We start from the raw sequence: 21865 nt of genomic DNA, 5'->3' as shown, positions 1-21865 counted from the left end.
GTCAGCTGGTCCGGTCCTCGGCGCGGGCCAGCGCCATCTGCACGAGGTCGTCGATGTCGGCGGCGTCGATGTCGTCCCCGCGGTCGCCGCCGGGCTCGCCGGCCGGCCCGGCCGGCTGGTTCTCCAGGCTCAGCACCAGTTCCAGCAGGCCGGCCTCGCGGAACCGGGCCAGCGGGATCGCCGCGATCCGCTCCCGCAGCTCGGTCTCCGCGTCCCGTTCGGTGGGCGTGCCACCCCGGGCCTCCGCCTCCACCCGCAGTTGGGTGGCGAGTCCGGCCGGTGTCGGGTAGTCGAACAGCGTGGTGGCCGGCAGGCGCAGCCCGGTCGCCGCGGCCAGCCGGTTGCGCAGCTCGACGGCGGTGAGCGAGTCGAAGCCCAGGTCCAGGAAGCCCCGACCGGCGTCGATGGCCGACGGGTCCGCGTGCCCGAGTACCCCGGCGACCTCGGTCCGGACCAGGTCCAGCACCAGCCGGTCCCGAGCCGGCCCGGCCAACCCGGCCAGCCGCTGTTCGAGCGGCACCGACGGGGTGGCCGCCCGGCGGGTCGGGACCCGGACCAGACCGCGCAGCACGGCCGGAACGAACCCGCCGGCCGCGCCGGCGGCCAGGTCGAAGCGGGCCGCCACCAGGGCCGGCGGCGTACCGGCCAGGGCCGCGTCGAGCACCGCCAGCCCCTGCTCGGCGGCGAGCGGCAGCAGACCGCCGCGCGCCGCCCGGCCGGCCTCGGCGTCCCCGCCCATGCCGCCGTCGGCCGCCCACAGCCCCCAGGCCAGGGCGACGGCGGGCAGCCCGTGCGCCCGGCGGTGCGCGGCGAGCGCGTCCAGGTAGGCGTTGGCGGCCGCGTAGTTCGCCTGGCCGGGGCTGCCCAGCACACCGGCGACCGAGGAGTAGAGCACGAACGCGGCGGGTGGCCGGTCGGCGGTCAGCTCGTGCAGGTGGTGGGCGGCGTCCAGCTTCGGCGCCAGCACCGCGTCCAGGCGGTCCGGGGTGAGCGACTCGACCACGCCGTCGTCGAGGACGCCGGCCGTGTGGAACACCGCGGTCAGCGGGCGCCGGGCCGGCACCGAGCGCAGCAGCGCCGCGGCCTGCTCCCGGTCGGCCAGGTCGCAGGCGACGATCTTGACCTGGGCGCCGAGGCCGCGCAGTTCGGCGCGCAGGGCCGCCGCGCCGGGAGCCTTCGGCCCTCGGCGGCTGGTCAGCAGCAGCCGGGTGATCCCGTGCGTGCCGACCAGGTGGCGGGCGAGCATCGCGCCGAGCGCGCCGGTGCCGCCGGTGATCAGGACGGTGCCGTCCGGGTCGAGGACCGCGGCCCGCGCGCCGTCCGGGTCGAGGACCGCGGCCCGCGCGCCGTCCGGGCCCTGGGCGCCGTCCGGGCCCTGGGTACCGTCCGGGTCGGCGGCCGGTCCCCCGGCGGTTTCCGGTCCGGCGGGTGCCGGCGCCAGCCGGGGCGCCAGCAGCGCGCCGGCCCGCAGGGCAAGCTGCGGTTCCGCGCCGCAGGCCGCGCGGGCCAGCGATTCCGGCGCCACGTCGGCAAGCTCGGCCGGACCGGCGGGGTCGAGATCCAGCAGCACGAACCGGTCGGGGTGCTCGTTCTGGGCGGACCGGATCAGCCCCCAGACGGCCGCGCCGGGCAGGTCGGTGACGTCGGCGCCGGGCTCGGCGGCGACCGCGCCCCGGGTCACGAACACCAGCCGGCTGCCGGCCAAACGCTCGTCCGCCAGCCATTCCCGCACCAGCCGCAGCGCCCAGCGCACCGGCTCGTGGTCGGCCGCACCGCGCCCGCGCGGCACCATGGCCAGCACCGCCTCCGGGACCGGGACCGAGTCGGCGATCGCGGCCGGATCGGGGGTTCCGTCCGGCGTCGTGCCGAGGTGGGCGACGGCCGGTGCCGGGGTCGACGGGCCGGCGGGCGACCAGTCCAACCGGTAGCGCAGGTTCTGCCCACCCGGCCGGAGGGCGGCCAGTTGCGCGGTCGACACCGGCCGGGTGGCCAGCGATCCGACCGACGCGACGGGCGCGCCGCTCTCGTCCGCGACGGCCAGCGAGATCGCGTCCGGGCCGTCCGGGCTGAGCCGTACCCGCACCGTGCCGGCCCCGGCGGCGTGCAGCGTCACCGCGCGCCAGGCGAAGGGCAGCCGCAGCGCCTGGCCGCCGTCGTCGGCGGCCGGGTGCAGGGCGGCGTCCAGCAGCGCCGGGTGCAGGCCGAAACCGGCGGTGGCCGCCTCGGCCGGAAGTTCCACCTCGGCGAGCAGCGACTCGCCGGCCCGCCACACCGACCGCAGCCCCTGGAACGCCGGGCCGTAGTGCAGCCCGGACCGGCCGAGCCGGTCGTAGATCCCGGCCACGTCGACCGGTACGGCCCCGGCCGGGGGCCACTCACCGGCCGCGAACGGCATCGCCGCGGCGACCGGGACAACCTCGGTGAGGGTGCCGGTGACGTGCTGGATCCAGTCCGTGCCGGGCGCCGCCCGGTCGTCCCGGGAGTGCACGGCCAGCGACCGGGCGCCGTCGTCGCCGGGGCGCTCGACCGTCACCCGCAGCTGTACGCCGCCCCGCTCGGGCAGCACCAGGGGCGCGTGCAGGGCCAGCTCGGCGACCCCGGCGGCGCCGACCTGGTCGGCGACGTGCAGGGCCAGCTCGGCGAAGGCCGCGCCGGGCAGCAGGACCAGATCCTGTACGGCGTGGTCGGCCAGCCACGGCAGGGCCGACAGCGAGATCCGGCCGGTGAAGACGCGGCCCCCGTCCGGAAGCTCGACCTCGGCCTGCACCAGCGGGTGACCGGTCGCGGTCTGGCCGAGGCCGTCCGGGCTGTTGCGCGCCGCGGGCGGGTGCAGCCAGTACGGCTGGCGTTGGAAGGGGTAGGTGGGGAGGTCGGTGTGCCGGCCGGGGTAGGTGGGGGTGGTCAGGCGGTGTCCGTGGACGTGCAGGTGGGCGCGGGTGCGTGCGGGTTCGTTGGTGGGGACGATGGTGGACTGGTGGTCGTCGGGGAGGCAGGCGGTGGTGAGGGTGGTGAGGGTGTTGTCGGGTCCGAGTTCCAGGTAGGTGGTGACGCCGGCCGCGTTGAGGGTGGTGATCATGTCGGTGTAGCGGACGGTGTTGCGGATGTGTCGGGTCCAGTAGGTGGCGTCGGTGGTGGGGGCTACGTCGCCGGTCTGGTTGGAGATGACCGGGATCCGTGCCGGGTGGTAGGTGACGCTTTCCGCGATGGCCTGGAATTCGGCCAGGATGGGGTCCATGTGGGGGGAGTGGAAGGCGTGTGAGGTGGTGAGCTTCTTCGTTCGCCGTCCGAGTTTGGCCCAGTGGTCGGCGATCTGGGTGACGGTGTCGGGGTGGCCGGAGATGACGGTGTTGGTGGGGGAGTTGAGTCCGGCGATGCTGACCAGTTTCGGGTCGAGCATGGGGGCGAGTTCGGTTTCGGTGGCTTCGATGGCGGTCATGAGGCCGTCGGGGGTGGCTGTTTGCATGAGTCGTCCGCGGGTGGTGACCAGCAGCGCGGCGTCGGCCAGCGAAAGCACGCCGGCGAGGTGTGCGGCGGAGAGTTCGCCGATGGAGTGTCCGGTGAGGTAGTCGGGGGTGATTCCCCAGCTGGTGACCAGGGCATGCTGCGCGACGTGCAGGGCGAACAGCGCCGGCTGGGTGTAGCGGGTTTCGTTGATCAGGTCGGGGTCGGACATGACCTGGCGCAAGGGCCGGTCGAGGTGTTTGTCGAGTTCGGCGCAGACGGTGTCCAGGGCGGCGATGAAGACGGGGTCGTCGTGGTGGTTGGTCATGTTGGGGTGTTGGCTGCCCTGGCCGGTGCAGAGGAAGGCGATCTTCCCGACGGGTCGGGCGGTGCCGCGTACCAGGGACGGGTGTGGAGTGTCGGCGGCCAGAGCCGCCAGGGCGTCGTGGTGGTCGGCGAGGATCACCGCGCGGTGGGTGTGTTGGGCACGGCGGGCGAGGGTGTGGGCGACGTCGTCGTTGTTGCGGTCGGGGACGACGGTGGCGAGTCGGGTGGCCAGTTCGGTGAGCGCGGCGGGGGTCTTCGCGGACAGCAGCCAGGGCAGCGGCGCGGCGGAGTCCTCCCCGGACGGCGCCGGGGCGGGGGCGGGTGGTTCTTCGATGATGATGTGTGCGTTGGTGCCGCTGATGCCGAACGAGGACACCCCGGCGCGGCGTGGGTGGCCGTTGCGTTGCCAGGGTTGGGGCTGGGTGAGCAGGGTGACTTCGCCGGTTGTCCAGTCGATGTGTGGGGAGGGTTCGTCGATGTGCAGGGTCTGCGGCAGTTGGTGGTGCCGCATGGCGAGGATCATCTTGATGATTCCGGCGGCGCCGGCGGCGGCCTGGGTGTGGCCGATGTTGGACTTGATGGAGCCGAGCCAGAGTGGTTGGTTCGCTGGTCGGTTCTGGCCGTAGGTGGCCAGTAGTGCCTGGGCTTCGATCGGGTCGCCCAACGTGGTGCCGGTGCCGTGCGCCTCGACGGCGTCCACGTCGGCGGGTTCGACCCGGGCGTTGGCGAGGGCCTGCCGGATGACGCGTTGTTGGGACGGTCCGTTGGGGGCGGTGAGGCCGTTGCTGGCGCCGTCCTGGTTGACCGCCGACCCGCGCACCACGGCGAGGATCGGATGCCCGTTGCGCCGGGCGTCGGAGAGCCGTTCCAGGACGAGCATGCCGGCGCCCTCGCCCCAGCCGACCCCGTCGGCCGCCGCCGCGAACGACTTGCACCTGCCGTCCCGGGCCAGCCCGCGCTGCCGGCTGAACTCGATGAACGTGCCCGGCGTCGACATCACCGTCACCCCGCCCGCGAGCGCGAGGTCGCACTCGCCGGCGCGCAGGGCCTGGCCGGCCAGGTGCATGGCGACGAGCGACGACGAGCAGGCCGTGTCGACGGTGACCGCCGGACCCTCCAGACCGAACGTGTACGCCACCCGGCCGGACGCCACGCTGTACGCGCTGCCGGTGCCGAGATAACCCTCCATCCCGTCCGGCACCTGCCCGTAGAGCCGGGCGCCGTAGTCGCCGTACATCACCCCGGCGAAGACGCCGGTGCTGGTGCCGCGCAGCGCCGCGGGGTCGATGCCGGCCGCCTCGAACGCCTCCCACGAGGTTTCCAGCAGCAGCCGCTGCTGCGGGTCGATGGCCACCGCCTCCCGCGGGCTGATCCCGAAGAAGTCGGCGTCGAAGTGGTCCGCGTCGTAGAGGAAGCCGCCCTCCCGGACGTAGGACTTGCCGGCCGCGTCCGGATCCGGGTCGAAGAGGGTGTCGAGGTCCCAACCCCGGCCGGTGGGGAACGCCGCGACTCCGTCGGCGCCGGCCGCGAGCCGCTCCCACAGTTGCGCCGGCGTGCTCACGCCGCCGGGATAGCGGCAGGCCATGCCGACGATCGCGATCGGGTCACCGTCGACCGCCGTCGCGGCCCGGACCGCGGTGGTTTCCCGGCCGCCGCCGAGTTCGGTCATCAGGTATCCGACCAGGGCGTCCGTGGTCGGGTAGTCGAAGACCAGCGTGGCCGGCAGTCGCAGCCCGGTGGCCGAGCCGACCTGGTTGCGCAGCTCGATCGCGGTCAGCGAGTCGAAGCCGAGGTCCTGGAAGGCGCGGGCGGGGTCGACCGAGGCGGCCGAGCCGTGCCCGAGCACCGCGGCGACCCGGCCACGGACCAGGTCGAGCAGCGCCGCGCGCCGCTCGGTCCCGGTCAGCCCGGCCAGGCGCAGCCCGGCGCCGGCGACCGCGCGTCGCGCCCGGACCCGGACCAGGCCGCGGAGCGCCGCCGGGACCGGCTCCAGCTCGGCGAGCTTTGCGAGATCAAGCTTGGCGGGTACGAGGACCGGCCCGGCCGCCGAGCGCAGCGCCGCGTCGAAGAGCGCGAGTCCCTTCTCGACGTTGAGCGGGACGACGCCCCGATCCGGTCGGCCCCGCCCGTTGTCGGCCGCCATCCCGTCATCCGTGGCCCACGGACCCCAGGCGAGGGAGAGGGTGGGTAGGCCTTGGGTGTGGCGGTGTTGGGCGAGGGCGTCGAGGTAGGTGTTGGCGGCGGCGTAGTTGGCTTGTCCGGGGTTGCCGAGGGTGCCGGCGATGGAGGAGTAGGTGATGAGGGTGGTGTGGGGGTGGTTTTTGGTGAGTTGGTGGAGGTGCCAGGCGGTGTCGGCTTTGGTGGTTAGGACGGTGTGGAGTTGTTGGGGGGTGAGGTTGGTGATGAGGGTGTCGTGGAGGGTGGCGGCGGTGTGGATGATGTGGGTGGGTTGGTGGTTGTTGATGAGGGTGGTGAGGGTTTGGGGGTTGGTGGTGTCGCAGGGGGTGATGGTGATGTGGGCGCCGTGGTTGGTGAGTTCGGTGTGGAGTTGGGTGGCGCCGGGGGCGTGTGGTCCGCGTCGGCTGGTGAGGATGAGTTTGCGGATGCCGTGGTGGGTGACGAGGTGGCGGGCGAGGTGTGTGGCGAGGGCGCCGGTGCCGCCGGTGATCAGTACCGTGCTGTCCGGGCCCAGCCCGACGCCGGGCACCTCCGCCGTCTCGGCCGGAGCCAGGCGCGGGACGCTGCACAGGTCGCCGCGGACCGCCAGCTCCGGCTCGACGCCGGCGACCAGCCGCCGGAGCACATCGGCCGAGAGGTCGGCGCCGTCGGTGTCAAGCAGGTGGATCCGGTCGGCGTGCTCGTTCCGGGCGGTCCGGGCCAGACCCCAGACGGCGGCCGCCGCGAGATCGAGGACGTCTTCGCCGGTACGGGTGGCCACCGCGCCCCGGGTGACGAGCACCAACCGGGTACCGGCCAGCCGGTCCTCGGCCAGCCAGTCCTGCACCAGCCGCAGCGCCGCGCGTACCGGTTCGTGATCGGTCGGGTGGCGGCCGGCCGGCACCGCGGCGAGCACCACGGCCGGGCGGCCGTCGTCGCCCGCGAGTTCGGCCAGGCCGGGGTAGCCGACCAGGCCCGGCCCGACCGGGCCGTCGCCCAGCACGGCGACCGGCTCGACCGCGCCGGCATCCACCGGGCCGCTCAGCGGCGTCCAACCCAGCCGGTAGAGCGTGCCACCGGTCCGGGGCGCGGCCACCGCCAGCTGCTCGGCACTGACCGGGCGGGTGGCGAGCGCGGCAACGGCCGCCACCGGAGCACCGGACTCGTCCGCCACCAGCACGCAGGTGCCACCCGGGGCCGGCCGTAGCCGGACCCGCAGGCTGGTCGCGCCGGCGGCGAAGACCCGCACGTCCGACCAGGCGAACGGCAACTCGGCCCGGTCCAGGTCCGCCGCGGCGGCTGCGGTGGCGTGCAGGGCGGCGTCCAGCAGCGCCGGGTGCAGGGTGAACCGTTCGGCGTCCGGGTGCTGCTCGTCGGGGAGAGCGACCTCGGCGTACACGTCGTCGCCGTCCCGCCAGGCGGCGCGCAACCCCTGGAAGGCGGGGCCGTAGCCGTAGCCGGCCGCGGCCAGCCGCGGGTAGAGCGGCTCGGTGTCCACCGGGACCGCCCCCGCGGGAGGCCACTCGGCCAGCTCACCCGGGTCGTCGCCGGTGCCGTCGGCCGGTCCGGCCAGGGTGCCGGTCGCGTGCGCGGTCCAGGCCGTGTCGGCGCCGTCCGGGCGGGAGTGGACGGAGAACGGCCGCCGTCCCCGCTCGTCGGGGCCGCCGACGGTCGTCTGCAACCGCACCGTGCCCCGCTCGGGGATGACCAGCGGCGATTGCAGCGTCAGCTCCCGCACGCCCGGGCAGCCCGCCCGGTCCGCGGCGTACACGGCCAGCTCGACCAGCGCGGTCCCCGGCAGCACGACCGTGCCGTGCACGGCGTGGTCGGCCAGCCAGCGGTGGGCGCGCAGCGAGAGGCGGCCGGTGAGCAGCCAGCCGTCGTCGTCGGCCAGCGGGAGGGCGGCCTCGACCAGCGGATGACCGGTGCTGGCCAGGCCGAGGGCCGCGGAGTTGGGCTGCCGACGGATCCAGAACCGCTCGCCCTGGAACGGGTAGGTGGGTAGTTCGGTGTGCCGGCCGGCGGTGGTGGTGTTGGTGGTCCAGGTGGTCGGGTGTCCGGCGTTGTGGAGGGTGGCGTGGGTGTGGTGGCCGAGGTGGGCGGTGGTGATGGTGGCGGTGGTGTCGTGGGGGAGGCAGGCGGTGGTGAGTGCGCTGAGGGTGTTGTCGGGTCCGAGTTCCAGGTAGGTGGTGACGCCCGCGTTGTGCAGGGTGGTGATCATGTCGGTGTAGCGGACGGTGTTGCGGATGTGTCGGGTCCAGTAGGTGGCGTCGGTGGTGGGGGCTACGTCGCCGGTCTGGTTGGAGATGATCGGGGTGTGGCCGGGTGGTAGGTGACGCTTTCCGCGATGGCCTGGAATTCGGCCAGGATGGGGTCCATGTGGGGGGAGTGGAAGGCGTGTGAGGTGGTGAGCTTCTTGGTTCGTCGTCCGAGTTTGGTCCAGTGGTCGGCGATGGCGGTGACCGCGGTGGGGTCGCCGGAGATGACGGTGCTGGTGGGGGAGTTGAGTCCGGCGATGCTGACCTTGTCTGGGTCGAGCATGGGGGCGAGTTCTGTTTCGGTGGCTTCGATGGCGGTCATGAGGCCGTCGGGGGTGGCTGTTTGCATGAGTCGTCCGCGGGTGGTGACCAGCAGCGCGGCGTCGGCCAGCGAGAGGATGCCGGCGAGGTGGGCGGCGGAGAGTTCGCCGATGGAGTGTCCGGTGAGGTAGTCGGGGGTGATTCCCCAGCTGGTGACCAGGGCGTGTTGGGCGATGTGTAGGGCGAACAGGGCCGGCTGCGTGTAGCGGGTTTCGTTGATCAGCACGGGGTCGGACATGACCTGGCGCAAGGGCCGGTCGAGGTGCTTGTCCAACTCGGCGCAGACGGTGTCCAGGGCGGCGATGAAGACGGGGTCGTCGTGGTGGTTGGTCATGTTGGGGTGTTGGCTGCCCTGGCCGGTGCAGAGGAAGGCGATCTTCCCGGCGGGTCGGGCGGTGCCGCGTACCAGGGACGGGTGTTGGTCGCCGGCGGCGAGGGCGTTCAGGGCGTCGTGGTGGTCGGCGAGGATCACGGCGCGGTGCGGGTGTTGGGCACGCCGGGCGAGGGTGTGGGCGACGTCGTCGCTGTTGCGGTCGGGGACGACGGTGGCGAGTCGGGTGGCCAGTTCGGTGAGCGCGGCGGGGGTCTTCGCGGACAGCAGCCACGGCGCCGGCGCGCCGACCGGCTCAGGACCGTCGGAGTCCATGCCATCGGACTCCGTGCCGGCGGATCCCGACTGTGGCCCGGCCTGCTCCGACCGCGACTCGTCCTCATCGGCGGCGGGTGGTTCTTCGAGGATGATGTGTGCGTTGGTGCCGCTGATGCCGAACGAGGACACCCCGGCGCGGCGGGGGTGGCCGTTGCGTTGCCAGGGTTGGGGCTCGGTGAGCAGGGTGATGTTTCCGGCCGACCAGTCGACGTGCGGCGAGGGCTCGTCGACGTGCAGGGTCTGCGGCAGTTGGCGGTGCCGCATGGCGAGGATCATCTTGATGACGCTGGCCACGCCGGCCGCGGCCTGGGTGTGGCCGATGTTCGACTTGACCGAGCCCAGCCACAACGGCCGATTCTCGACCCGGTCCTGCCCGTACGTCGCCAGCAGTGCCTGCGCTTCGATCGGGTCGCCGAGGGTGGTGCCGGTGCCGTGCGCCTCGACCGCGTCCACGTCGGAGGTTTCGAGGCGGGCGTTGGCGAGGGCCTGCCGGATCACGCGTTGCTGGGACGGTCCGTTGGGGGCGGTGAGGCCGTTGCTGGCGCCGTCCTGGTTGACCGCCGAGCCGCGGATCACCGCGAGGATCGGATGCCCGTTGCGTCGGGCGTCGGAGAGCCGTTCCAGGACGAGCATGCCGGCGCCCTCGCCCCAGCCGACCCCGTCGGCCGCCGCCGCGAACGACTTGCACCGGCCGTCCCGGGCCAGCCCGCGCTGCCGGCTGAACTCGGTGAACACGGTCGGGTTCGCCATCACCGTGGCGCCACCGGCCAGGGCCAGGTCGCACTCCCCGCCGCGCAGCGCCTGCGCCGCCAGGTGGATCGCGACCAGGGAGGACGAGCAGGCCGTGTCGACGGTGACCGCCGGACCCTCCAGGCCGAAGGTGTAGGCGATCCGGCCGGACGCGACGCTTGTGGTCGTACCGGTGATGCTGTAGCCCTCGATCTCCAGCGGCGCCTCGGCGCCGTACTGCTGGGCCACGACGCCGGCGAAGACGCCGGTGCTGGTGCCGCGCAGCGTCGCCGGGGCGATGCCGGCCGCCTCGAACGCCTCCCAGGTGGTCTCCAGCAGCAGCCGCTGCTGCGGGTCGGTCGCCGTGGCCTCGCGGGGGCTGATGCCGAAGAAGTCGGCGTCGAAGCGGGCCGCGTCGTGGACGAAGCCGCCCTCCCGGGCGTAGCACTTGCCCGGCGCGTCCGGGTCCGGGTCGAACAGGTCGTCGAGGTCCCAGCCGCGCCCGTCGGGGAACTCGCCGATCGTGTCGGCGCCCTCGGCCAGCAGCCGCCACATCCGTTCCGGGTTGTCCGCCTCGCCGGGGAACCGGCAGGCCATCGCCACGATCGCGACCGGCTCGCCGGTGGCGACGGCCGCCGGCGCGGGTGAGGCCGTGTCGGCCGCTCCGGCGGCCACCGGTGCGATGTGCGTGAGCAGGTAGCCGGCCAGCGCCTGCGGCGTCGGATAGTCGAAGATCAGCGTGGCCGGCAGCCGCAGCTCGGTGTCGGCGGTGAGCCGGTTACGCAGCTCGACCGCGGTCAGCGAGTCGAAACCGAGGTCCTGGAAGGTGCGGCCCGGGTCGACGGCGTCCGCGGACGGGTGCCCGGCGACCGCGGCGACGTGCTCGCGGACCAGGCCGAGCAGTGCGCCGAGCCGGTCCGGTCCGGCCAGCCGGCGGGCCAGCGCCGATCCGCCCCGGCCGGTCGCCGAGCTGGCGGCTCGCCGAGGCGCGGGCCGGACCAGCCCGCGCAGCAGCGGCGGCACGTCCGGGCTTCCGGCGAGGCGGCGCAGCGCGGCCGGGTCGAGGCGGGCCGGGACCAGCGTCGCGGCGGGGTCGGCGAGCGCGGCGTCGAACAGCGCCAGCGCCTCGTCCGGGGCCATCGGCAGCAGGCCGCCGCGACGCATCCGCTGCGCGTCGGCCTCGGCCAGCCCGGCGGCCATGCCGCCGTCGCCGTCCCAGAGTCCCCAGGCGAGGGAGAGGGTGGGTAGGCCTTGGGTGTGGCGGTGTTGGGCGAGGGCGTCGAGGTAGGTGTTGGCGGCGGCGTAGTTGGCTTGTCCGGGGTTGCCGAGGGTGCCGGCGATGGAGGAGTAGGTGATGAGGGTGGTGTGGGGGTGGTTTTTGGTGAGTTGGTGGAGGTGCCAGGCGGTGTCGGCTTTGGTGGTTAGGACGGTGTGGAGTTGTTGGGGGTGAGGTTGGTGATGAGGGTGTCGTGGAGGGTGGCGGCGGTGTGGATGATGTGGGTGGGTTGGTGGTTGTTGATGAGGGTGGTGAGGGTTTGGGGGTTGGTGGTGTCGCAGGGGGTGATGGTGATGTGGGCGCCGTGGTTGGTGAGTTCGGTGTGGAGTTGGGTGGCGCCGGGGGCGTGTGGTCCGCGTCGGCTGGTGAGGATGAGTTTGCGGATGCCGTGGTGGGTGACGAGGTGGCGGGCGAGGTGTGTGGCGAGGGCGCCGGTGCCGCCGGTGATGAGGATGGTGTCGGTGGGGTTGAGGGTGGGGGGGATGGTGAGGACGACTTTGCCGGTGTGTCGGGCTTGGCTGAGGTAGCGGAAGGCGGTGGGGGCGTGGTGGATGTCGAAGGCGGTGACCGGCAGCGGCCGGAGCGTTCCCGACCCGAACAGCTCGCTGAGCTCGCCCAGCATTTCCCGGATCGCGTCCGGGCCGGCGTCGACCATGTCGAACGCCTGATATTGCACGCCCGGGTGGGCGGCCGCGACCTCTTCCGGGTCGCGGATGTCGGTCTTGCCCATCTCCAGGAAGTGGCCGCCGTGCGGCAGCAGGCGTAGCGAGGCGTCGACGAATTCGCGGGCGAGGCAGTCGAGGACGACGTGCATGCCGGCGCCGTCGGTGGCGTCCAGGAACTGCCGCTCGAAGTCCAGCGTCCGGCTGTTGGCGATGTGATCGTCCGGAATGCCGAGCCCACGCAACAGCCGCTGCTTCGCCGGACTGGCGGTCGTGAAGACCTCGGCCCCGAGATGCCGGGCCAGTTGCACGGCGGCCGTGCCGACCCCGCCGGTCGCGGCGTGGATCAGGATCCGCTCACCGTGGCCCAGCCGCATCAGCCGGGTCAGGCCGTAGTAGGCGGTCAGGAAGACAACCGGCGCGGCGGCCGCCTCGGCGAACGTCCACCCCTGCGGCATCGGAGTCAGCAGCCGCTGGTCGGTGGTGGCGGTGGGTCCCATGGCGCCGGTGAAGAGGCCCATGACGGGTTGGCCGGGGGTGAGGGTGGTGACGTCGTCGGCGGTGTGGGTGATGATGCCGGCGGCTTCGCCGCCGATGGTGGCGGTGCCGGGGTACATGTCCAGGGCGATGAGGATGTCGCGGAAGTTGAGGCCGGCGGCGCGGACGGCGATGCGGACCTGTCCGGGGGCGAGGGGTTCGGTTTGTTGGGGTGCGGGTAGGAGGGCGAGGTTGTCGAGGGTGCCGGGGGTGGTGACGCCGAGTTGCCAGGGGCCGTCGGGGGTGGGTAGGGGTGGTGTGTCGGTGGTGCGGGTCAGGCGTGGTGCGTAGGCGATACCGTCCCGCACGGCCAACTGCGGCTCACCGGTGGCGATCGCCGCGGTAAGGACCGCCTCGTCCGCCGGGTCGGGGCCCACATCCACCAGCTGGAACAGACCCGGATGTTCGGACTGGGCGACCCGTACCAGACCCCAGACCCCGGCCGAGGCCAGGCCGTCCACCGGGTCGCCGGGCTGGGCCGCGACCGCGCCCCGGGTGACGATGGCCAGGCGGTCGCCCGCCGGACGCTCCCTCGCCAGCCAGTCCTGCACCAGCTCCAGGGCTCGCGCGGTGGCCGAGTGACCGGTCGGATCGTCGCCGTCGACGGTGGCCATCGCCACCTCCGCGGCGTTCCCGCCCGAGGCCGGACCGTCCGACCCACCGACCGGCACGGGCGTCCAGTGCACCCGGTACATCCCGCGCCGGGCCGGGTCCGCGGCCGAGGCCAACTGCTCCGGCGAGACGGGGCGCAACGCCAGCGACTCCACCGACACGACAGGCAGGCCGGCCTCGTCGAGCAGATCCAGCGACACCTCCTCCGCGGCGACCACCAGCCGGGCCCGCAGCACCGTGGCGCCGGCCGCGTGCAGCGTCACGCCGCGCAGGGCGAACGGCAGCCGTACGTCGTCAAAGGTGAGGGCGGCGGCGTGCAGCGCGGCGTCGAACAGCGCCGGGTGCAGGCCGAACCCGGTCGGGTCGGCGTCACCGCCGAGCGCGATCTCGGCGTACAGCGTGTCGCCGTCCCGCGAGGCGGCGCGCAGCCCCCGGAACTCCGGCCCGTACTCGACGCCGACGGCGGCCAGCCGCGGGTAGAGGCCGTCGACCTCTACCGGCTCGCCGGGCGGCGGCCAGGCGAAGCCGTCCACCGGGCCGGGCGGCGTGGCGCTCACCGTGCCGGCCGCGTGCCGGACCCACGCCTCGCTCTCGTCGGCGCCGACCGGCCGGGAGTGCACCGACACCGGCCGCAGATCACCCTCCGGCGCCCCGGCCCGTACCTGGATCTGGACGGCGCCCCGGGCGGGCAGCGTCAGCGGCGCCTCAAGGATCAGCTCCTCGATGTGCGCCGCGCCGACCCGGTCGGCCACGTGCAGCACCAGGTCGGCCAGCGCGGTGGCCGGCACCAGGACGGTGCCGTGCACGGCGTGCCCGGCCAGCCAGGGGTGGCTCTGCAACCCGATCCGACCGGTGAACAGCAGACCGCCGCCGTCGGCGAGTTCGGCCGCCGCGCCCAGCAGCGGGTGGTCGGCGGTGGCCAGGCCGAGGCTGGTGGCGGTGCCGGTGGTGGCCGGGCGCAGCCAGTACGGCTGGCGTTGGAAGGGGTAGGTGGGTAGCTCGGTGTGCCGGCCGGCGGTGGGGGTGGTGGTCCAGGTGGTGGGGTGGCCGGTGGTGTGGAGGGTGGCGTGGGTGTGGTGGCCGAGGTGGGTGGTGGTGATGGTGGCGGTGGTGTCGTGGGGGAGGCATGCGGTGGTGAGGGTGGTGAGGGTGTTGTCGGGTCCGAGTTCCAGGTAGGTGGTGACGCCGGCCGCGTTGAGGGTGGTGATCATGTCGGTGTAGCGGACGGTGTTGCGGATGTGTCGGGTCCAGTAGGTGGCGTCGGTGGTGGGGGCGATGTCGCCGGTCTGGTTGGAGATGACCGGGATCCGTGCCGGGTGGTAGGTGACGCTTTCCGCGATGGCCTGGAATTCGGCCAGGATCGAATCCATGTGGGGGGAGTGGAAGGCGTGTGAGGTGGTGAGCCGCTTGGTTCGTCGTCCCTGTCGTGCCCAGTGGTCGGCGATGGCGGTGACGGTGTCGGGGTGGCCGGAGATGACGGTGTTGGTGGGGGAGTTGAGTCCGGCGATGCTGACCAGTTTCGGGTCGAGCATGGGGGCGAGTTCGGTTTCGGTGGCTTCGATGGCGGTCATGAGGCCGCCGGGGGTGGCTGTTTGCATGAGTCGTCCGCGGGTGGTGACCAGCAGCGCGGCGTCGGCCAGCGAGAGCACGCCGGCGAGGTGTGCGGCGGAGAGTTCGCCGATGGAGTGTCCGGTGAGGTAGTCGGGGGTGATTCCCCAGCTGGTGACCAGGGCATGCTGCGCGACGTGCAGGGCGAACAGCGCCGGCTGGGTGTAGCGGGTTTCGTTGATCAGGTCGGGGTCGGACATGACCTGGCGCAACGGCCGGTCGAGGTGTTTGTCGAGTTCGGCGCAGACGGTGTCCAACGCGGCGATGAACACCGGGTCGTCGTTGTTGGTCATGTTGGGGTGTTGGCTGCCCTGGCCGGTGCAGAGGAAGGCGATCTTCCCGGCGGGTCGGGCGGTGCCGCGTACCAGAGCGGGGTGTGCGCTGTCGGCCGCCAGAGCCGCCAGGGCGTCGTGGTGGTCGGCGAGGATCACGGCGCGGTGGGTGTGTTGGGTGCGGCGGGCGAGGGTGTGCGCGACGTCGTCGTTGTTGCGGTCGGGGACGACGGTGGCGAGTCGGGTGGCCAGTTCGGTGAGCGCGGCGGGGGTCTTGGCCGACAGCAGCCACGGCGCCGGTGCGCCGACCGGCTCCGGCTGTGACTCCTCCTCGGCCGGGGCCGGCGGTTCCTCGATGATGATGTGCGCGTTGGTGCCGCTGATGCCGAACGACGACACCCCGGCCCGGCGCGGATGCCCGTTGCGTTCCCACGGCTGGGGCTCGGTGAGCAGGGTGATGTTTCCGGCCGACCAGTCGACGTGCGGCGAGGGCTCGTCGACGTGCAGGGTCTGCGGGAGCAGATCGTGCCGCATGGCCTGCACCATCTTGATCACGCCGCCGATGCCGGCGGCGGCCTGCGCGTGGCCGATGTTCGACTTGATCGAGCCGAGCCAGAGCGGCCGGTCCGCGGCCCGGTCCTGCCCGTACGTCGCCAGCAGCGCCTGGGCTTCGATCGGGTCGCCCAACGTGGTGCCGGTGCCGTGCGCCTCGACGGCGTCCACCTCGGACGGCTCGACCCGGGCGTTGGCCAGGGCCTGCCGGATGACCCGCTGCTGGGACGGCCCGTTGGGGGCGGTGAGCCCGTTGCTGGCGCCGTCCTGGTTCACGGCCGACCCGCGCACCACGGCGAGGATCGGATGCCCGTTGCGCCGGGCGTCGGAGAGCCGTTCGAGCAGCACCATCCCGGCGCCCTCGGCGAATCCGGCACCGTCGGCCGCCGCCGAGAAGGACTTGCACCGGCCGTCCGGGGCCAGCCCGCGCTGCCGGCTGAACTCGGTGAACAGCCCCGGCGTCGCCATCACCGTCACCCCGCCCGCCAGCGCCAGGTCGCACTCCCCGCCGCGCAGCGCCTGCGCCGCCAGGTGCATGGCGACAAGGGAGGACGAGCAGGCCGTGTCGACGGTGACCGCCGGCCCTCCAGGCCGAACGTGTAGGCGATCCGGCCCGAGGCCACGCTGCCGGCGCTGCCGTTGCCGACGTACCCCTCGACCTCCTCCGGCACCCGGTTGATCAGGCGTCCGCCGTAGTCGCCGTACATGACCCCGGCGAAGACCCCGGTGGCGGTGCCGCGCAGCGCGGCCGGGTCGATCCCGGCGGCCTCGAACGCCTCCCACGAGGTTTCCAGCAGCAGCCGCTGCTGCGGGTCGATGGCCAGCGCCTCGCGCGGCGTGATGCCGAAGAAGTCGGCGTCGAAGCGGTCCGCGTCGTAGAGGAAGCCGCCGTGCCGGGTGTAGGACCTGCCCGGCGCGTCCGGGTCCGCGTCGAAGAGGTCGTCGAGGTCCCAGCCGCGCCCGTCGGGGAAGTCTCCGATCGCGTCGACGCCGTCGGCGAGCAGCCGCCAGAGTTCCGCGGGGGAGCTGACCCCGCCCGGATAGCGGCAGCTCATCGCGACGATCGCGATCGGCTCCGCGGGTGAGTGGCCGCCGCCGGCGGGCAACACGGCCGCCGGGCCGGTGCCGAGCAACTGCGCACCGAGGTACGCCGCGAGCGCGGCCGGCGTCGGATAGTCGAAGACCAGCGTGGCCGGCAGCCGCAGCCCGGTGGCGATGGTCAGCCGGTTGCGCAGCTCGACCGCGGTCAGCGAGTCGAAGCCGAGTTCGGCGAAGGCCAGGTCGGTGGCGACCGCGTCGGCCGCGCCGTAGGCGAGTACCCCGGCGACGTGCCCGCGGACCAGGTCGAGCAGCACCCGGTCGCGCGCCTCGGGGGCGAGACCGGTCAGGCGCCCGGCCAGCCCGTCCGCGTCGGGCGCGGCGTGGGCGGCCTGCCGGACGGGCGTGCGGACCAGGCCGCGCAGCAGCGCGGGCAGGCGTCCGGCGCCGGCCAGGGTACGCAGCGCCGGAAGGTCCAGCCGGACCGGGGCGACCGCCGCCCGGTCGCCGGCGAGTGCCGCGTCGAACAGGGCCAGCGCGTCCGGCGCGTCGAGCGGCAGCACCCCGCCGCGGGCCAGTCGGGACCGGTCGCCGTCGGCCAGTTCACCGGTCATGCCGCTCGCGTCGGCCCACAGCCCCCAGGCGAGCGAGACGGCGGGCAGCCCGCGCGCCTGCCGGTGCGCGGCGAGCGCGTCCAGGTAGGCGTTCCCGGCGGCGTAGTTCGCCTGCCCGGGGCTGCCCAGGGTGCCGGCCGCCGAGGAGTAGAGCACGAAGGCGGCCAGGCCGGCGTCGGCGGTCAGCTCGTGCAGGTGCCAGGCGCCGTCCATCTTCGGCAGCAGGACGGCGTCCAGCCGGTCCGGCGTCAGCGCGGTGACGATGCCGTCGTCGAGGAGCCCGGCGGCGTGCACCACGGCGGTCAGCGGATGCGCGTCCGGGACGGTGCCCAGCAGCGCGGCCACCGAGTCGCGGTCGGCCAGGTCGCAGGCGGCGATGGTGACCTCGGCGCCGCGCGCGGCGAGTTCGTCGCGCAGTTGCGCGCTGCCCGGGGCGTCGGCGCCGCGGCGGCTGGTCAGCAGCAGCCGGGTGACGCCGTGCCGGGCCACGAGGTGAGCGGCGAGCAGCCGGCCGAGGGTGCCGGTCCCGCCGGTGATCAGCACGGTGCCGTCCGGGTGCAGGACGGGCGGGGTCGCGTCGCCCCCGGCCAGGGCGGTGGCGCGGGGCACCAGCAGCCGGCCGTCGCGGACCGCGACCTGCGGCTCGTCGCCGGCGGCGATCCGGGCCAGGAGGTCCGGGCCGGGCTCGTCGTGGGCGTCGACCAGGACGATCCGGCCGGGGTGCTCGGCCTGGGCGCTGCGGGCCAGACCCCAGACCGCCGCGGCCGGAAGATCAAGGACCTCATCCCCGGTACGGGTGGCGACCGCGCCCCGGGTCAGCAGCACGATCCGGGCGTCGGTGTCGAGCCATCGGTGCAGGACGCGCAGGGCCTGCCGGACCGGTTCGTGGTCGGCCGGGTGGTGCCCGCGGGCAGCCGCACCGCCACCACCCCGGCGTCTGCGGTCTCCGCCGGCTCGGTCTCGGCCGGCTCGGTCTCCGCCGGCTCGTCGGCGTCCAGCACCGGCACCACCGGTGCGTCCGGCAGCTCGCGCGGCTCGCTCGGGATCCAGTCCACCGCGTACAGCGGCTGCCGTCCCGCCGGTCGCGCGGCGACCAGTTGTGCGGCCGAGACCGGCCGGGTGACCAGCGAGTCGACCGTGGCGACCGGCGCGCCGTCGGGGTCGAAGACGGCCACCGTCACGGCGTCGTCGCCGGCCGGGGTGATCCGGACCCGGGCGGTGCGGGCGCCGGTGGCGTGCAGCCGCATGCCGGCGAACGAGAACGGCAGCCGTACGGCGTCCCGGTCGTGGTGCAGGGCGATCGGGTGCAGGGCGGCGTCCAGCAGCGCCGGGTGGATGCCGTACCCGTCGGTCTCGGTCTCCGGCGGCAGCGCCACCTCGGCGAAGACGGTGGCGCCGTCCCGCCAGACGGCCCGGACGCCCTGGAAGACCGGCCCGTAGCCGAGCCCGGTCTCGGCCAGCGACGGGTAGAAGTCGGCCAGCTCGACCGGCTCGCCGGCCGGCGGCCAGGCGGTCAGCCCGGCCGGTTCCGCGCCGCCCGCGCCGCCCGCGCCGCCCGCGCCGGGCGTGCCCGTGCCGGCCGTGCCGGTGACGTGGCGGGTCCAGGTCGGGTCCGCGTCCTCGTCCGCCGGGCGGGAGTGGATGGACAGCGCGCGGCTGCCGTCCGGCCCCGGCGCGTCGACCCGCAGTTGCACGTGGACGGACCCGGACGCCGGCAGGGTCAGCGGCGCGTGCAGGACCAACTCCTCGATCCGGTCCGCGCCGGCCTGCCCGGCCGCGTGCAGCGCCAGGTCGGCGAGGGCGGCGCCGGGCAGCAGCGGGTCGCCGAGCACCGCGTGGTCGGCCAGCCACGGGTGCGCGTGCAGCGACAGCCGGCCGGTGAACAGGTGCCCGTCGGTGTCGGCGAGCGTCACCGTCGCGCCCAGCAGCGGATGCCCGGAGGGCCGCAGGCCCAGGTCGGCGACGTTCCCGCCGCCGGGCGGCACGTCCAGCCAGTACCGCTGGCGGACGAATCCGTACGTGGGCAGGTCGGCGCCGTCGACCGCGGCGGCGCCGTGGAAGACCGACCAGTCCACCTCGGTGCCGGCGGCGTGCGCCTGCCCGAGCGAGGTGTGGAAGCGCCGCAGGCCGCCGTCGTCGCGGCGCAGCGAACCGGTCGCGGTGGCGGCCGGCGTACCCGCGTCCAGCGTCTCCTGGGTGGCGACGGTGAGCACCGGGTGCGGGCTGGCCTCGATGAAGACCCGGAAGCCGGCCTCCTGCAGGGCGCGCACGGTTTCCTCGTAGCGGACGGTCCGGCGCAGGTTGGTGTACCAGTAGCGGGCGTCCAGGCCGGTGGTGTCGAACCGTCCGGCGGTGACGGTGGAGTGGAACGGGATCTCGGACGCGACCGGACGGATCCCGGCCAGCAGGCCGAGCAGTTCCTCCTCGATCGCCTCGACGTGCGCGCCGTGCGAGGCGTAGTCGACCGGGATGCGGCGTGCCCGTACCCCGTCGGCCTCGCAGCGCGCGATGAGCGCGGCCAGCGGCTCGATGTCGCCGGAGACGACGGTGGACGCGGGACCGTTGACGGCCGCGATGCCGAGCCGGTCGCCCGCGTCGGCCAGCAGCGCGGCGACCTCGGCCGCGGGCAGCGGGATCGAGGCCATGCCGCCCCGGCCGGCGATGGCGGCCAGCGCCCGGCTGCGCAGCGCCACCACCAGGGCGGCGTCGGCGAGGCTGAGCGCGCCGGCGACGCAGGCCGCGGCGATCTCGCCCTGCGAGTGGCCCACCACGGCGTCCACCCGGACGCCGGAGGCGCGCCACAGTTCGGCCAACGACACCATCACGGCGAACAGGGCCGGCTGCACCACGTCGGCCCGTTCCAGCGGCGGCGCGTCGGGGTGTCCGGCGAGCACGTCCAGCACGTCCCAGCCGGTGTGCGGGCGCAGCGCCGCCGCGCACTCCCGGAGCCGGTCCCGGAACACCGGGGAGGTTTCCAGCAGTTCACTGGCCATGCCCGCCCACTGCGAGCCCTGGCCGGGAAAGACCAGGGCGGTGCGGGCCGGCCCGGCGGCGGTGCCGGTGACCACGGCGGCGGATGGCTCCCCGGCGGCGAGGGCGTCCAGCGCCTGCCGGTACCCGTCCAGGCCGTCGGCCACGATGGCGGCCCGGTGGGTGAACCGGGAGCGGGTGGCGGCCAGCGCGGCACCGATGGTGGCCGGGTCGGCGTCCGGGTGGGTGTCCAGGTGGTCGCGGAGCCGGGCGGCCTGGACCCGCAGCGCCGGCTCGGTCTTGGCGGACAGCACCCACGGTCCGGGCGCCGGGCGGGCCGGCTCGGCGCCGGTTTCCGGGCCGGTACCGGGTTCGGCGCCGGGCGCTCCGGCGCCGGGTTCCGGGCCGGCACCGGGGGCCGTGGCGGACCGCTCGGCCGGCGGCTCCTCCAGGATCAGGTGCGCGTTGGTGCCGCTGATGCCGAACGACGACACCGCGGCCCGGCGCGGGTGCCCGGTCTCCGGCCACGGCTGGGCCTCGGTCAGCAGCTCCACCGCGCCCTCGGTCCAGTCCACGTGCGACGACGGCGCGTCGATGTGCAGGCTCCGGGGCAAAAGGCCGTGCGTCATCGCCTGGACGATCTTGATGACGCTGGCCGCGCCGGCCGCCGCCTGGGTGTGCCCGATGTTGGACTTCACCGAGCCCAGCAGCAGCGGCCGGTCCGCCGGCCGTTCCCGGCCGTAGGTCGCCAGCAGCGCCTGCGCCTCGATCGGGTCGCCCAGCGTGGTGCCGGTGCCGTGCGCCTCCACCACGTCGATCTGGTCGGAGGTCAGCCGCGCGCTCGCCAGCGCCTGCCGGATCACCCGCTGCTGGGACGGCCCGTTCGGCGCGGTCAACTGGCTGCTCGTACCGTCCTGGTTGAGCGCGCTGCCGGTGATCACGGCCAGTACCCGGTGCCCGTTGCGACGGGCGTCGGAGAGCCGCTCCAGCAGCAGGATTCCGGCGCCCTCGGCCCAGGCCACCCCGTCGGCGGCCTCCGCGAACGACTTGCACCGCCCGTCCGGGGCCAGCCCGCGCTGCCGGCTGAAGTCGATGAACGTGCTCGGCGTCGCCATCACCGCGACGCCACCGGCCAGGGCCAGCCCGCACTCCTCGTTGCGCAGCGCCTGGCAGGCCACGTGCATGGCCACCAGCGAGGAGGAGCAGGCGGTGTCCACGGTGACCGCCGGGCCCTCGAACCCGAACGTGTAGGCGACCCGGCCGGAGGCGATGCTGCCCGCGTTCCCGGTGCCGATGAACCCCTCGAAGCCGGCCGGCGTGCGCTCCTGCAACCGGGAGCCGTAGTCGTTGTACATCACGCCCGCGAAGACGCCGGTGTCCGAGCCGCGCAGGGTGTCCGGCGTGATCCCGGCCCGCTCCATCGCCTCCCAGGACGTCTCCAGCAGCAGCCGGTGCTGCGGGTCGACGGAGAGCGCCTCCCGCGGGCTGATGCCGAAGAATCCGGGGTCGAACAGGTCCGCGTCGTGCAGGAACCCGCCCTCCCGGGCGTAGCTGGTGCCGGTGTGCTCCGGGTCCGGGTCGTACAGCGCGGCGGTGTCCCAGCCCCGGTTCTCCGGGAACGGCGTGATCGCGTCCACCTCGCCGGCGACCAGGTCCCACAGTTGTTCCGGCGTGCTCACCCCGCCCGGGTACCGGCAGGACATGCCGATGATGGCGATCGGCTCGCGGCTCGCGGACTCCGCCTCGACCAGGCGCTGCCGCGTCTGGTGCAGCTCGGCGGTGACCCGCTTCAGATAATCGCGGAGCCTGTCCTCATTCACCATGAACCTTCATTCCTCCGGA

General features: G+C 74.3%; 3 protein-coding genes and 1 pseudogene. All 4 read right to left on the bottom strand.

Annotated features, from left to right (window positions below; all coding sequences use genetic code 11):
• Position 1: 1 nt before the first annotated feature.
• On the bottom strand, positions 2-8146 hold the full coding sequence (locus tag CIK06_RS30135; protein ID WP_095565815.1) for a type I polyketide synthase: 8145 nt from the start codon (positions 8144-8146) through the stop codon (positions 2-4).
• 62 nt (positions 8147-8208) lie between these two features.
• Positions 8209-11082, bottom strand: a complete 2874-nt coding sequence (locus CIK06_RS29505) for a type I polyketide synthase (RefSeq protein ID WP_157756830.1) — start codon at positions 11080-11082, stop codon at positions 8209-8211.
• A 72-nt stretch (positions 11083-11154) separates the two neighbouring features.
• Positions 11155-17542: pseudogene (locus CIK06_RS31310) on the bottom strand (SDR family NAD(P)-dependent oxidoreductase); the annotation flags it as partial.
• A 326-nt stretch (positions 17543-17868) separates the two neighbouring features.
• Positions 17869-21846 carry a type I polyketide synthase gene (locus CIK06_RS17985; protein ID WP_095565814.1) on the bottom strand — a complete coding sequence of 1326 codons (3978 nt, stop codon included), beginning with the start codon at positions 21844-21846 and terminating at the stop codon, positions 17869-17871.
• Positions 21847-21865 lie beyond the last annotated feature (19 nt).

The sequence above is a fragment of the Plantactinospora sp. KBS50 genome, assembly GCF_002285795.1.
Taxonomy (GTDB): Bacteria; Actinomycetota; Actinomycetes; order Mycobacteriales; family Micromonosporaceae; genus KBS50.
Note: the sequence above shows the minus strand (reverse complement) of the source record. Positions and strands in the feature narration are given on the sequence as shown.